This is a genomic window from Actinosynnema sp. NPDC037264 (assembly GCF_055603705.1).
In genome coordinates this window covers 86,316-99,701 of sequence record NZ_JBVJVK010000012.1, presented here as the reverse complement: position 1 = coordinate 99,701, position 13,386 = coordinate 86,316, and the positions used below count along the sequence as shown (strand labels likewise).

Genomic DNA, 13,386 nt, shown 5'->3' with positions numbered 1-13,386 from the left:
TGGGCTTCATGTCCTCTGCCCGACGTGCGTCATCACTGCTCGCGCTATCGGTGTTGCTACTGGCGGGCTGCGCGACGCCCGACGCGGGCCAGGGCGGCGAGCCGTTGCCCCCCGCCGCCGAGTCACTTCGCGGGACGTGCCCCGACACCGTCGTGGTGCAGATGAACTGGTTCCCGCAGGCCGAGCACGGCGGCCTGTACCGGCTGCTGGGCAGCGGTTTCACCGTGGACGGTCAGCGCAAGGCGGTCGAGGGGCCGTTGCTGGACGACGGGCGCGACACGGGCGTGCGGCTCCAGGTCCGCGCGGGCGGACCGGTGACCGGGTTCCAGCGGGTGTCGGCGCTGATGGCGGCGGACCCCTCGATCACGCTGGGCAGCATCGCCACCGACGAGGCGGTGCAGGAGGCGGGGACGTTCCCGACCACGGCGGTGTTCGCGCCGCTGGACAAGAGCCCGCAGATGATCATGTGGTCGAAGGAGCACCACCCGGACTGGGCGTCCATCGCCGACATCGGCCGCACCGACACCACGGTCGTGTACGCCAACGGCGCGTCCTACATGGACTACCTGGTCCAGAGCGGACAGTTGAAGCAGGCGCAGGTGGACGGCTCCTACGACGGCGCGCCGGCCCGGTTCGTCGCGGCCGACGGCGCGATCGCGCAGCAGGGGTACGCGACCAACGAGCCGTACCGCTACGAGCGGGAGATCGACGCCTGGAAGCGGCCGGTGGACTTCGCGCTGGTGCACGACAGCGGTTATCCGATCTACCCGGAGACGCTGGCGGTGTCGTCGGCGGAGGTCGAGCGGCTGAGCCCGTGCCTGACGAAGCTCGTGCCGATCCTGCAGCGCAGCACGCGCGCCTACTCGGCGGAGCCGAAGGCGACCAACGAGGCGTTGGTGCGGATGGTCCGCGAGCTCAACGCGGGCACCGAGTACAGCGTCGCGCGGGCCGAGTACGCGGGCGAGCAGATCCGCGGGCTGGGGCTGGGCAACGACGGCGTCACGCCGACCGTCGGCGACTTCGACACCGCCCGGGTGGCGAAGCTCATCGAGGACCTGAAGCCGTTGCAGGAAGCCAAGCGCCGCGCGGTCCCGGCCGGGCTGACGGCGGAAGCCCTGGTGAGCAACGCGTTCGTCGACCCGACGATCGCCTGGTGACCGCGCACTTCGACATCCTGGCCCGCCGCTACCGACGGTACGCGGAGGTCACCGACCTGCTGTACCGGCCGTGGCTGACCGGTGTCGTCGGCGACGGTGCGCGGGCGCTGGACCTGGGGTGCGGCTCGGGCCGGTACAGCGGTCTGCTGGCGGACCGCTACGCGGAAGTCCTGGCGGTGGACGGCGCGGCGCGCGAGATCGCCCTGGCGGAGGCCGACAACGCCCGGCCCAACATCACCTACCAGACCAGGGACCTGTTCGACGTGGCACCGGACCGGGACGGGCGCTTCGACCTGGTGCTGGCGGTGAACACCCTCTTCGCCGTGCGCGACTACGGCCGAGTCCTGCCGCACGTCCGGTCGCTCATCGCACCGGGTGGCCGGTTGGTGGTGATCGACGTGGTGAACCCGCCGGGGCGCGGTCCATCGTGGCACCGGGCGCAGGCGTTCCGGGTGGCGGTGATGATGGCCGTGCGGCACCGGTCACCCGCCGTGGCCCTGGACGTCCTCCGCCTGCGCCTGCACCCGACGTGGCTGGAGCACGTGACCCGGAACACCCCGCCCACGCGCGACGAGTGCCACGCGCACTACCGGCGGGCCTTCCCGGGCGCACGCTTGGACGACTCCCTCGACCGCTACCTGTGCGGCGTGGTCTGGAACGCCCCGGCCTGATCCGGGGCCGGGCTGTCGCTCGGGATGGACCGTCAGTCGCGGCGCGCCGCCCAGACGGTGCGCTCGGTGCGCAACGCGAGGTCGTCGCGGCGCAGGAGGCCGTGCGGGCTGCCGCGGTCGAGCAGCCGGTCGAGTGCGACGAGGTCGGCCGGCGCGAGCTCCGCGGCGACGGCCCCGCGGAGGCGGTGCAGCACCTCCGAGGCGTAGCGGCCGATCGCCGCGTCGCGTGACCCGTCGAGGTCGACGGCGACCGTGAGCACGCCCTCGACCGTGAAGCCGGCGGCGGTCAGCACGGGTCCCCAGTCGGCGCCGCGGTGGGGCACGTGCTCGGCGTGGAAGCGGTCGGTGGCGGCGTGGAGGCGGGCTTCCAGGCCCGGCCGGTCGGCGGGGGCGTCCTCGGGCAGGAAGCGGGGCAGGCCGGCGAGCTCGACGACGGCGAACAGGCCGCCGGGCGCGAGCAGGTCGCGCACGGCCCGCAGGGCGTGGTCCGGGTCGGCCAGGTGGTGCATCGACGCCGAGGCCCACACGAGGTCGGGCGTGCCCAGGTCGGGCCAGGTGGCGTCGTCGAGGTCGGCCGCCAGGGTGCGCACCTGCTCGTCCACGCCACGGGCACGCGCCTTCTCCCGCAGCCGTGCCAGGTGGCCGGGCGAGGCGTCGACGGCGGTGACGTGCGCCTCGGGGAAGCGATCGAGCAGCGCGAAGGTGCCCGCTCCCGTGCCGGAGCCCAGGTCCACGATCCGCCGAGGGCCGCTCTTGAGGGGCAGCCACTCGGTGATGGCGGCGATGTGCCCGGCGAGGACTTCCGCGTCCAGGTCGAGGATCTCCGCCTGCCCGTCGTCCGCGCCGCGTTGCTGGTGGTGGCCGTGCTCGTGGGTGTGTGTTTGCGGCATACCCCCACGCTAGGTGCTTCATGCTCGTCAAGCACACCCTCTTGCGCATTACGCAAGGAAATGGCCCGGCGTGCTGCGGGCCGCGCAAGGTGTGGCTACCGGCCGTCTTGCGCGTCGCCGTTCTCGCGCTGGTCGTCGGTCTCGCGATGGCCGCGGCGGGCGTCGCGGTCGAAGATGAACATGATGTCGCAAGGACGGCCCTCCGCGCCGATGGCGTGCGGCATCATCGTCGGGAACTCGGCGGCCTGGTTGGCCTCCATCCGGAAGCGGCGGTCGCCCAGCATCAGGATCGCGGTGCCGGACAGCACGACGAACCACTCCCGACCCGGGTGGGCGCGCATCCTGGACGGGTTGTCGGGCGGTGGCTCGGTCAGCCGCCGACGCATGACGCTCATGGCCGGGTCGCCCTTCATCGGCCAGCTCAGACCGTGGGCGCCGTGGACCATCGGGCTGATGACGACGTCGTCGGCGGCGTTCTCGACCAGCTGATCGAGGGTGGTGTCCAGGGCGCGGGCCAGCGTGACGAGCTGGTCCAGCGCCAGGCGGCGCTGCCCGTTCTCGATGCGGCTCAGCGAGGACTGGCTGAGGTGGGCGCGGACGGCCAGTTCCTCCAGGGACAGGCCCTGGGCCACCCGCAGGGCTCGGATGCGTTTGCGCACGAGGCCGTCCAGCGTGCCTTCTTCTTGCGTCATACGCAACATGCTATGCCATCGACGCAAAGTGCGCTTACCGTCCGAAGGCAGCGGCCCGATCGGCACGCACTGCCGCTCCTCCCCCATGCCGTTGTCGAGAGGAATCCATGAGTACGAACCAGTCCGCGCAGGAGACCACCGCCGACACCGGCGGTGGGCACGGCGCACCGGACGCGCGTCAGCTCCGCGCCATCCTGATCGCCGTCTCCGTCGCGCTGATGGCCGTGATCGCGTCGGTGTCCGGGCTGAACGTCGCCCAGACCCACCTGGCCGTCGAGTTCGGCGCCTCGCAGAGCACGGTGCTGTGGATCATCAACGTCTACACCCTGGCCCTGGCCGCGCTGCTGCTGCCGCTCGGCGCGCTCGGTGACCGCCTGGGCCGCAAGCCCGTGCTGGTCGCCGGACTCGGCCTCTTCGGCGTCGCCAACGTCGCGGCGGGCCTGGCGCCGACCGCCGAAATCATGATCGCGACCCGGGTGGCCGCCGGCGTCGGCGCCGCGATGATCATGCCGATCACCCTCGCCGTCATCACCTCCACCTTCCCCGAGGGGCAGCGCGGCAAGGCGATCGGCGTGTGGACCGGCGTCGCGGGAGGCGGCGGCGTGCTGGGCATGTTCCTCTCCGCCCTCCTGGTGGACGTCGCGGACTGGCGCGGGCTGTTCGTGCTGCCGGTGGCCCTGGTCGTCGTGGCACTGGGCATGACGCTGAAATCGGTGCCCGACTCCCGTGAGCGCTCGGCCCACTCCTTCGACACCCTCGGCGCGCTGGTCTCCACCGTCGCGGTCATCGGCCTCGTCTTCGCGCTCCAGGAAGGACCCGAACGCGGCTGGACCGCACCCGTGACGCTGATCGGCCTCGCCGTCGGCCTCGTCGCCGGCCTCGGTTTCGTGGTCTGGGAGCTGCACCGCCGGGACGCGTCGCTGCTGGACGTGCGCCTGTTCCGGGAGCGCGGCCTGGCCGGCGGCTCGATCACGCTGCTGGTGGTCTTCGGCGTCCAGGCGGGGATCGCCGTGGTCCTGTTCCCGTTCTTCCAGGCGGTGCTCGGCTGGTCGGGACTGCTGTCGACGGCGGCCATGATGCCGATGGCCCTCATGATGATGGCGACCTCCGGCCTGGCGCCCAAGGTGGCCGCCCGCGTCGGTTCCCGCCCGACCACGGCCGCGGGCATCGCGCTGGCCGGAGCCGGCCTGGTGCTGATGGCGCTGTTCGTCTCCGTGGACGGCGGCTACCCGGCCATCCTGCCGGGCATGCTCGTGATGGGCACGGGGCTGGGCCTGTCCATGACGCCGTCCACCGAGGCCATCACCCGCTCGCTGCCGCGGGGGAAGCAGGGCGTCGCCTCCGCGCTCAACGACATCACCCGCGAGTTCGGCACCGCGCTGGGCGTCGCCGTGCTGGGCGCGCTCGTGTCCGCCGGCTACCGCGACGCGATCGACGACCGGCTGCACGGCGTCCCGCGGGCCGCCGCGGACACCGCCCGTTCGGGCATCGCCAACGCCGTCGAGGTCGCGGGCGGCGGCGGCTCGCCCGGGCAGCAGCTCGTCCACGCCGCCCAGCAGTCGTTCGTCGACGGCTGGCAGCAGGCGATGTGGGCGGGCGTCGCCGTCATGGGCGCGCTGTTCGCGTACATCGTCGTGCGCGGCCCGAAGAATCCCAGGGACGATGCCGCCGGATGACGACCTGCGGCCCCGCGCTCACGCCTGCGTGGGGCCGTGTCCGTACCGGAACTCGGCCCCGGACCCGTACGCGGCCATCGCGAACGCCGGGAGGGACTTGTCCCGCTCGTCGCGCCGGTCGAACGCCAGGAACTTCTCGAACGCCGGTTCCGGCAGGTACCGGCGCAGGTCCGTGGCGACCCGGGTGATGCTGGTTCCCAGCGTCGTGGCGCTGTGGTTGACCGCCGCCAGCACGAAGAGGCTGTTGCGCGGGTCGTCCAGCGTCCGCTCCGCCATCCCCATCCCGATGAGGCCGCGGTAGAGCGGCACCGTCGAGTCGGTCCGCACGGCCATCGTCGCCATCCGCTGACCGAACACGCAGAGCACGCCCGCCGCGCGGGGCCGGATCGCGTCCAGGATCTCCTGCCGCGCGGCGGGCGTCGCGTCGAGGTACCCGGCCACGACCGACTCCACGACGTCGTCCAGCTCGTGCGGCAGCTTGATCCCCAGGTACCCGTTGAACCGGCGGTCCAGCAGGTGTCTCACCGTGGCCATCGAACCCCCTGATGCGGTGCCACGACAAGTAAAGCGGACCGGGCCGCGCTCTTCGCCCCGTTCGACGCATCCCGCCGGAGGAACGTCTAGTTCGCCTCCCCCGTCAGCGCGAACGACCGCAGCCGCCGGGTGGCCCCGACCGTGCCCACCACGACGAACGCCGACGCCAAGATCAACGCGGTCGGCACCGACATCGTCGAGGCGATCAGCGGGGTGTCGCCGATCGCGTCCGCGATGGCGGTCGCGTGCTGGCGGATGCTGAACACGCGGGCGCCGTCGACGAACGACACCAGCAGGTTCTCCCACAGCACGATGTAGACGAGGCCGACCGCGACCGGGCGCTTGGTCATCACGCTCAGCGCGAGGAACAGGGCGCTGTAGGCCAACGCGCCCAGCGCCGTGCCGAGGACCAGGCCGACCGCCAACGTGCCGGAACCCGCGATCAGGGCGGCGATCGCCAGCGGCAAGGCGGTGGCCGTGGTGGTCACCAGCCAGGACACCAGGAGCTTGGACAGGATGATCTCCGAGCGCGGCAACGGCTTGGTGATCAGGTGGGTGATGGTGCCGTCGTCGATCTCCAGGCCGAGTGCGCTGCTGCCGACGATCAGCGCGGTCAGCGGCAGGATGACCGCGAGCCCCAGGTTGGAGAAGACCAGCGGGCCCCAGTCGGACGGGGGATCGTCCTCACTGCTCACGCTCAGCAGGGTCAGCCCGAGCAGGATGATCGGCATGGGGAGCAGCAGCAACACGCGCCTGCGGCCGAGCAGCGCCCTCGCCGTGAGGCGGATGATCGTCGGGTTCATGTGGTCACCAGGTAGGAGAAGACCTTCTCGAGGGACTCGTCCGAAGGCAGGATCGTGGTCAGCCGGATGCCCCGCGCCTTGGCGAGCTTGGCCAGGGCACGGGTGAAGGCGCCGTAGTCGCTCGTGTGCACCTGGAGACCCGCCTCGGCGAGGCTCACCCCGGAGACCGACGGCTCACCCATCAGCGCGGTCGCGAGGAGGCGGTCGTCGGAGGAGGCGATGGTGAACACGTGCGGGCGGGTGGTCATCAGCCGCCGGATGTGCCGGTAGTCGCCGGAGGCGGCCAGCCTGCCCGCCACGATCACCTGCACGGTGCCGGAGAGCTGCTCGACCTCCTCCAGGATGTGGGAGCTGAACACGATGGTGCGCCCCGCCGCGGCCATGCCGTCGAGCAGCTCCATCATCTGCATCCGCTGCCGGGGGTCCATGCCGTTGAACGGCTCGTCCAGCAGCAGCACGTCCGGGTCGTGCACCAGCGCCGCGGCGACCCGGCTCCGCTGGCGCATCCCCTTGGAGTAGGTGGAGATCCGGCGGTCCTGCGCGTCACGCAGGTCCACGACGTCCAGCGCGGCGCGGGCGGCGGCCGTCGGGTCGGGGAGCTTGTGCAGCTTGGCGCTCGCGAGGACGAACTCCCACGCGGTGAGGAACCCGGGCACGCTCTCGCGCTCGGTGACCAGGCCGAGCTTGCGGTACACGGCGGGGTTGGCCCACGCGGGCTCACCGCCGATCACGACCTCGCCCTGCGACGGGGCCAGCAGGCCCGCCATCAGGTGCAGCACGGTGGTCTTGCCCGCGCCGTTGGGTCCGAGCAGGCCGGTCAGCCCGGCGCCGACCGACAGGGTCACGTCGTTGACCGCGACCACGTTGCCGTACCAGCGGGAGACGCCGGTGAGTTCGACGGTGTTCACGACTTCATCCCCCTGTACCGCCACACCGCGGCCATCGTGCCCAGCGCGGCCAGCGCGACCGCGACCAGGCCGTACACCGGTCCGAACGAGCCGATCGAGACCAGGTCGACGTCCGCGCCGAACAGCCACTGGTCCACGCCGTTGAGCAGGCTCGCCGGGTCGAGCACCCCGGCGAGCCGGCCGATCGTGCCGGAGTCCAGCTCCCTCAGGACCGCCGAGATCGGGGCGGTGAGCAGGAAGACGCCGATGATCATGCCGGTGGCGAACACCCGCCGTCCCGACAGCGAGGCGATCGGCAGGCCCAGCGCCGCCAGCAGCACGGCGTGGACGACCGCCGCGACCAGGCCGACGAGCAGCCCGCCGAACTCCTCCAGCACCCCCGGGACGCCGTCGTCGGTGCCGAAGGCCATGCCGATGAACATGATCAGCATGGGCGCCGCGAACAGCAGGAACGTCGCCGTGGCCAGCGCGGCGACCTTGGTCAGCGCGTAGCCCGACCGGCTCAGCGGCCGGGACAGGTACAGCTGCACCAGGTTCGTGCGCAGGTCCACCGACACCAGCTCCGGCGCGACCACGGCCACGAACACCGCCGCGGCGAAGGTGAAGGTGGAGGCGATGCCGACGTAGTCGAGCACCGGCTCGGGCAGCTGGCTGTTGATGATCACGATGATCAGCGAGGCGAGGGAGGCCAGGCCCATCAGCCCGATCGGCAGCACCTTCGCCCACGGGCTGCGGCCGAGGCCGTAGGCTCTGCGGACGCTGTGCACGTACAGCGCGCGGGCCGAGTGGCCGGGGCCGAGCCTCGGGCCGGTGTAGCGCTGGTAGCCGATGTCGTGGATGACGCCGGACTCAGGCATGGGACACCTCCTGGGCCGGGCGGTCGCGGAACAGGTCGGCGACCTGGTGCCGTTGCCGTTCGAGCCGGTGCAGGGAGAGGTCGAGGTCCGCGACGGCGTCCCGGATGAGGTCGTACACCGCGCCGTCGTCCTCGCCGAGGCGGACGGTCAGCACGCGGTTCTGCCGGCGCACGTCCAGCCCCCCGGCGGTGAGCGCGGTGGCCAGCCGTTCCGCGCCCTCGTCGACCTCGACGACGAGCAGGTCGTTGTGCTCGGTCATCGACGACAGCGTCGCCGAGCGCAGGAGGGTGCCCGCGTCGATGGCGACCAGCGACGTGCAGATCCGCTCGATCTCGCCGAGCAGGTGCGAGCAGACCACCACCGAGATGCCGAACTCCGTGCCGATGCGGTGCACCAGGTCGAGCATCGCCCGCCTGCCCGCCGGGTCGAGCCCGTTGGTGGGTTCGTCGAGCAGCAGCAGTTCGGGGTCGTGCACCAGCGCCTGGGCGAGCTTGACCCGCTGCTTCATGCCGGTGGAGTAGCCCCCGATCCGGCGGTAGCGCTCCTCGTAGAGGCCCACGTGCCGCAACGTCTCCGACGCCCGCTCCCGCGCCGCCGCCGCGGGCAGGCCGCTGACGCGCGCCATGTGCGTGACGAACTCGGCGGCGACCATGTCCGGCGGCAGGCAGTCGTGCTCGGGCATGTAGCCGACCTTCGCCCGGACCTGCTCCCCGTCCGCGATCGGGTCGAGCCCGAGCACGCGGATCCGCCCGCTGGTGGGCGTGAGCAGGCCCAGCGCGAGCTTGATCAGCGTGGTCTTGCCCGCGCCGTTGACCCCGACCAGGCCGACGACCCCAGCCTCGATCTCCAACGTCAGATCCGCCAGCGCGGTCACTTTGCCGTCGTAGCGCATTCCCAGCGCGGCGGTCTCTATGAGTGGCACACGAGGACCTTACGGCCGCCGTCCACCCGCCACATCCGGCCGCACCCTGAGACCGGTGGCCTCCCGACCCCTAAGGGTCGGCCGTCCCGAGCGGTCCCGGCATCGATTCGGCCTCGGCCGGGTCGGCGTGCGAGGGGCGACAACACCGACGCCACCCCTGCGGCTCGGGGCGCCGCGAGCGCGACCGCCCCGGCGGCGGTGAGGATGTGGGCGGCCGGCGCACGGTCCCTCGACCGGAAGACCCGCGGGTCGAGGTGGATGGCGCGCCGGGCACGACGAACCCCTTCCGCCGCACGGTGAAAGGGGTTCGTCGTGCTCGGCCGGCTCACGACCGGGCGGTCGTGGGTGGTGCCGGGTGGAGCGGTTACGACGGGAGCTGGACCGTCCGTGGGGTCGCGCCGCAGTTCGACCGGTACACCATCCGGTTGTTGCAGCTCGCCAGGTTCCAGTTCGTCGCGAGGAACGACCCGGCGGGCGGGTTCGGGTGGAAGTAGTCGTTGACGTTGCAGTCCCAGTAGTAGTCCAGGTTGCCGTTCGGGGACGGGCACACGTTCGAGCGGTAGTTGCCCGAGCGCGGGCCGTCGTCCTTGTAGCACATCACGTCGGCGTCGTCGTTGCAGTGACCGGCGCCCGAGCTGTTCGGGGTGTTCGGCAGCACGGCGCCCATCGAGTGCCCCTGCTCGTGCAGCATGTACGTGAACGGGCACCGCCCGTAGACCACCGCGATGCCGGGCGCGTTGTTGACGCCGTTCTCCACGCCGGGCCGCGTGTCACCGCTGCCGTAGGCGACGCCGCCGCCGCAACCACCGTCTCCCCAGTACACGACGTTGTCCTGACCGGTGATCCGCTGGCCCTGGCGCGCGACCTCCTGGTCGATGGCGCTGATGGCGCTGTTGTTGTGGCTGCTGCGCAGGACTCGGACGGCCGGCTGGCCCGCGGAGTCGCACGCGACGCGCAACGCCAGGTCCCCGCCGTACTGCGCGGCGCGGTTGGACACCATGGCGTTGGAGTCGAGGAAGTGCTGCCTCATCAGCGGCACCATCGTGGCCGACGCGTCGGGCGCACCGGCGGGGATCAGGTACACGAGCTGGATGCGGTACGAGTCCGTGGCGCAGTGGTGCGCACGCGCGGCCAGGGGCATGACCGCCGACGACGTCACCTCGTCCCGAACGCCCTTGTCCTTGGCCAGGGGGGCGTCGAAGTGGGTCACCCGGTCGCCGTGCGCCGTGCGCACCTTGAACTGGCCGTTGCCCAACGAGCACACGCGCTCGCCCAGCCCGGCCATGGGCGCGAACTCGCCGGCGTGGTGGCAACGGTCCGCAGCCGACTGCCCGTGCGAGTGCGGCGCCGCGCTATCGGCGTGGTCGTGGTCGTCGAGGGTGTGGGCGGCGACCGGGGCGGGGGTGCTCGCGGCAGCCGGGCCCGGCAAGGCCAGGACGGACGCGGAGATCACGCCGGAGGCGATCACCGCGAGGAGCTTCTTCATGGACACTGGGACCTCCGGAGGTCGGGCAGGGTCGCGCGTGGGCCGAGCCGGATGGCGACGGCCGGTCGGTGCGGGGTGGAGAGGCGGCGCGCCGGGACGGAGCGGTGGCCCGCGGTCACGTGCCGGACGACGTGCTCACCTGGGCGCCATCGCGGTGGAGCGGTGGCCGGCCGGGGCCCCGTCCGGTGTCCCGGCGGTGGACGTGGCCGGTGACTGGTTGCCACCTGTCGGCAGGGCGGCGATCGCGGCGCGCAGGTTCGGCAGGGGGCCGATGTTCCCGGTGCCGGGGTTCACCTGCGGGGTTCCGGTGGACTTCAGGATGGCGCGCACCTGGCCGGGGGTGAGGGTGACGCCCCGCTGCTCGGCGATGCTGGACAGGGAGGCCGCGGCCGCCGCCACGATGGGACCGGCGCTGGACGTCCCGCCGAAGGTCGCCGTGTAGTAGGCGTTGGCGCCGTTGCTGTAGAGGCTCCCGTACCCGGTGCTCACCACGCAGTTTCCCCAGCCCTGGACGTCGATGCGGCTGCCGTAGGTGGAGAAGTTCAGCCGGGTGCGGGCGGTGCCGCACCCGGGAGCGGCACCGGCGCCTTCGATGATCGCGCCGGAGTCGGGCTTGCCGCGCGGGAACCTGCTGCCGAAGCACGGGTTGTCCAGGTTCATCGAACCGTTGCCCGCCGTCTCGACCACGGTGATGCCCGAGGACGTGGTCGCGACGATCGCGTCGTAGATCGCGGGGACCCACTCGGGCGCGACGTACCCGGTGCAGCCGGCCGGACCCGACGTCTGCTGCTCGATCAGCAGCACGTCACCGGGCCGGAGCGCGCGGGCCAGGACGATGACGGCGTTCGCGACGTCCCAACCGCGCTCGGCGTTGGCGGCGTTCGTGACGTGGATCGGGGAGTCCGGGACCAACCCGGTCACGCCGCCCGCGTTGACGTCGCCGACGAGGATGCCCGCCACGGCGGTGCCGTGGTTGTTGTCGTTGAACGGGTCCGTCGCGGTGCCGTTGCGGACGAACACGCCGGGGGCCCGCAGCTTGGAGAGGTCCTCGTGGGCGAAGTTCCAGGCGTACTCGATGTCGGCCACGCGCACGTTCGCGCCGGTGCCGCCGGGGATCGTCCGCGCGTAGTCGGCGTCGATGCCGCCGCTGCCGGCGGCGGAGCGGTAACCCTGGCGAGGGGTGAAGTCGGGCGCGATCGGCGGTCGCACGGCGAGCGGTTCGGCGTACGCGACCTCGACCTCGCGCAGCGCGTTGAGCGCGTCGATCACCGCGGCCGGGTCCGTGCCCGGCCGCAGGTCGAGGCGGTACCACAGGTTCAGGTCGGCTTGCCCGCGACCCGAGCGGGCCGCCGCCTGGTCGGTGAACGTCCGCAACGCCTCCTCCGACGCCGTGAACAGCCGCCGCACCGCCGAGACCGAGCCGGACCGCAGCACGTTCCGGACCGCCGAGAGGTCCGCGCCCGCGGCCGACGTCAACTCGGCGTTGCGCAGTCGGACCTGGGTCCCTTCCGCGAACTTCACGTGCACGTGCTCACGCGAGTCGTTCTCGGTGAGGACGGTTGAGATCGGCTTTTCCGTTGCCGGGTAACGGTCTTCGGACGTGGGTGCGCCCGGCCCGGCGGCTCGGGCGGGCGTGGCGGACGCCAACGAGAGCGCCGCTATGAGCCAGACGGCGGTGGTGCGCGCCCGGCGTCGTGAACCGGTCGTTCGCGAGTTCTTCAACACGGAGACCTCTTGGTGGAAGCGCAGGGATGAGGCTGGGCTGAACGCGATGGCGGCGAACGACCCGGAGGTCCGGCGGTGGACCGCCCGGCCGGCGAGGCGTGGGACGGCGCGCGGCACCGGAGCGCGGGTCGCACCCCGGTTGCGGGATGCTCGGCGCCCAGCGGCGTGCGGTGGTGCCCGGTGGCCCGGCGTCAGTACAGGAAGCTGCCGTACGGGCCGTTGAGGATGGCGTTCTTCTGGCTCTGGTTGAAGTGCGTGTTCGGGTAGTCGTAGAAGGACGCCGACATCGGGGTGCCGTCGGTGTAGCGGGAGTCGGGCAGGCCGAACGCGTGCCCGAGCTCGTGCACCATGCCGCCGTACCACCGGTTCATCGGACCGTTGACGCCCGCCGCGCCGTCGGCGTCGTGCCCGGACAGGATCACCCAACCGCTGCCGCCACCGCCGCCCGCGCCGGGGCCCTCCGCGCGGATCTCGCCGACGTTGAGCCACCGGCGGTCCGGCGCGCCGAGGCCGAGCCGGCGCATCAGCTCCTGCTGCATGTTGAACACCGTCCACCAGTAGCGGTCCGAGCCGTTGGGCGTGTTCTCGTACCAGCTGCGGACGCGCTCGCCGGTGACGACCTCGACCACCGGGGTGTTCAGCCGGAACGTCTTGCCCAGTTCCTGCTTGTAGTAGCGCTGGGCCTCCACCATCACCCTGGTGATGCCGTCGACGTAGCGCTGGTCGTGCGGCACGTCGGACGGGACCAGCAGGTGCACCCGGACGGTGCCGGTCGGCGGGGCCACCACCGGCGGGCCGGCCGCCGCCTGCGCCGCGCCCGGCCACGTCACGAGGCCCGCGAGCAGGCCCGCCAGCACCGGCACGACCACTCTGCCGAAACGCCTCATCGAATCCTCACATCCTCACGCGAGAGCTGATCGTCCGGTCGGGAGGCGGCGGAGGACGCATCGTCCACACAGGACGCATCGACTCGCCCACCGGCCCCGCGACCGGCGGTGAGTGCGCCTCTCAGCACTGTGGCAGCCGAAAATCCTTTCGGCAATGCTTGCGATCCTGTTCCACAGT

13 protein-coding genes are annotated in these 13,386 nt (G+C 72.1%); 3 read left to right on the top strand and 10 right to left on the bottom strand.

What is annotated here, in order from left to right; genetic code table 11:
- The first annotated feature begins 8 nt into the window (after positions 1–8).
- Positions 9–1,157: an ABC transporter substrate-binding protein gene (locus ACZ7GX_RS16385; RefSeq protein WP_498777352.1), complete on the top strand. Its 1,149-nt coding sequence runs from the start codon at positions 9–11 to the stop codon at positions 1,155–1,157.
- Positions 1,154–1,828 carry a class I SAM-dependent methyltransferase gene (locus tag ACZ7GX_RS16380; protein WP_498777348.1) on the top strand — a complete coding sequence of 225 codons (675 nt, stop codon included), beginning with the start codon at positions 1,154–1,156 and terminating at the stop codon, positions 1,826–1,828. The genes ACZ7GX_RS16385 and ACZ7GX_RS16380 overlap by 4 nt, the downstream gene beginning before the upstream one ends.
- Before the next feature lie 32 nt (positions 1,829–1,860).
- Here the strand turns inward: ACZ7GX_RS16380 and ACZ7GX_RS16375 are convergent, their stop codons facing one another.
- Together ACZ7GX_RS16375 and ACZ7GX_RS16370 are read right to left on the bottom strand one after the other, a co-directional pair.
- Positions 1,861–2,718 carry a class I SAM-dependent methyltransferase gene (locus ACZ7GX_RS16375; protein ID WP_498777346.1) on the bottom strand — a complete coding sequence of 286 codons (858 nt, stop codon included), beginning with the start codon at positions 2,716–2,718 and terminating at the stop codon, positions 1,861–1,863.
- 95 nt (positions 2,719–2,813) lie between these two features.
- Positions 2,814–3,410, bottom strand: a complete 597-nt coding sequence (locus tag ACZ7GX_RS16370; protein ID WP_498777344.1) for a helix-turn-helix domain-containing protein — start codon at positions 3,408–3,410, stop codon at positions 2,814–2,816.
- Positions 3,411–3,517: 107 nt separating this feature from the next.
- Between ACZ7GX_RS16370 and ACZ7GX_RS16365 the strand changes: the two genes are divergently transcribed.
- Positions 3,518–5,086, top strand: coding sequence for an MFS transporter (locus ACZ7GX_RS16365; protein WP_498777342.1), 1,569 nt, complete (start codon positions 3,518–3,520; stop codon positions 5,084–5,086).
- An 18-nt stretch (positions 5,087–5,104) separates the two neighbouring features.
- On the opposite strand, the gene ACZ7GX_RS16360 is transcribed toward ACZ7GX_RS16365, so the two are convergent.
- From ACZ7GX_RS16360 to ACZ7GX_RS16325, 8 genes are all read right to left on the bottom strand, one after another.
- Positions 5,105–5,620: a hypothetical protein gene (locus ACZ7GX_RS16360; protein ID WP_498777340.1), complete on the bottom strand. Its 516-nt coding sequence runs from the start codon at positions 5,618–5,620 to the stop codon at positions 5,105–5,107.
- A gap of 86 nt (positions 5,621–5,706) precedes the next feature.
- On the bottom strand, positions 5,707–6,423 hold the full coding sequence (locus ACZ7GX_RS16355) for an ABC transporter permease (protein WP_498777338.1): 717 nt from the start codon (positions 6,421–6,423) through the stop codon (positions 5,707–5,709).
- Entirely contained in the window at positions 6,420–7,331 is a 912-nt protein-coding gene (locus tag ACZ7GX_RS16350; protein WP_498777336.1) for an ABC transporter ATP-binding protein, read from the bottom strand. Before ACZ7GX_RS16350 ends, ACZ7GX_RS16355 begins: the two co-directional genes overlap by 4 nt.
- Positions 7,328–8,188, bottom strand: coding sequence for an ABC transporter permease (locus tag ACZ7GX_RS16345; RefSeq protein WP_498777335.1), 861 nt, complete (start codon positions 8,186–8,188; stop codon positions 7,328–7,330). The genes ACZ7GX_RS16350 and ACZ7GX_RS16345 overlap by 4 nt, the downstream gene beginning before the upstream one ends.
- On the bottom strand, positions 8,181–9,110 hold the full coding sequence (locus tag ACZ7GX_RS16340) for an ABC transporter ATP-binding protein (RefSeq protein WP_498777334.1): 930 nt from the start codon (positions 9,108–9,110) through the stop codon (positions 8,181–8,183). Before ACZ7GX_RS16340 ends, ACZ7GX_RS16345 begins: the two co-directional genes overlap by 8 nt.
- A 364-nt stretch (positions 9,111–9,474) precedes the next feature.
- A complete protein-coding gene (locus tag ACZ7GX_RS16335; RefSeq protein WP_498777333.1) occupies positions 9,475–10,596 on the bottom strand; it encodes a hypothetical protein in 1,122 nt (373 codons plus the stop codon).
- A gap of 135 nt (positions 10,597–10,731) precedes the next feature.
- Positions 10,732–12,117 carry a S8 family serine peptidase gene (locus tag ACZ7GX_RS16330; RefSeq protein ID WP_498777331.1) on the bottom strand — a complete coding sequence of 462 codons (1,386 nt, stop codon included), beginning with the start codon at positions 12,115–12,117 and terminating at the stop codon, positions 10,732–10,734.
- A gap of 395 nt (positions 12,118–12,512) precedes the next feature.
- Positions 12,513–13,208 carry a hypothetical protein gene (locus tag ACZ7GX_RS16325; protein WP_498777329.1) on the bottom strand — a complete coding sequence of 232 codons (696 nt, stop codon included), beginning with the start codon at positions 13,206–13,208 and terminating at the stop codon, positions 12,513–12,515.
- Positions 13,209–13,386 lie beyond the last annotated feature (178 nt).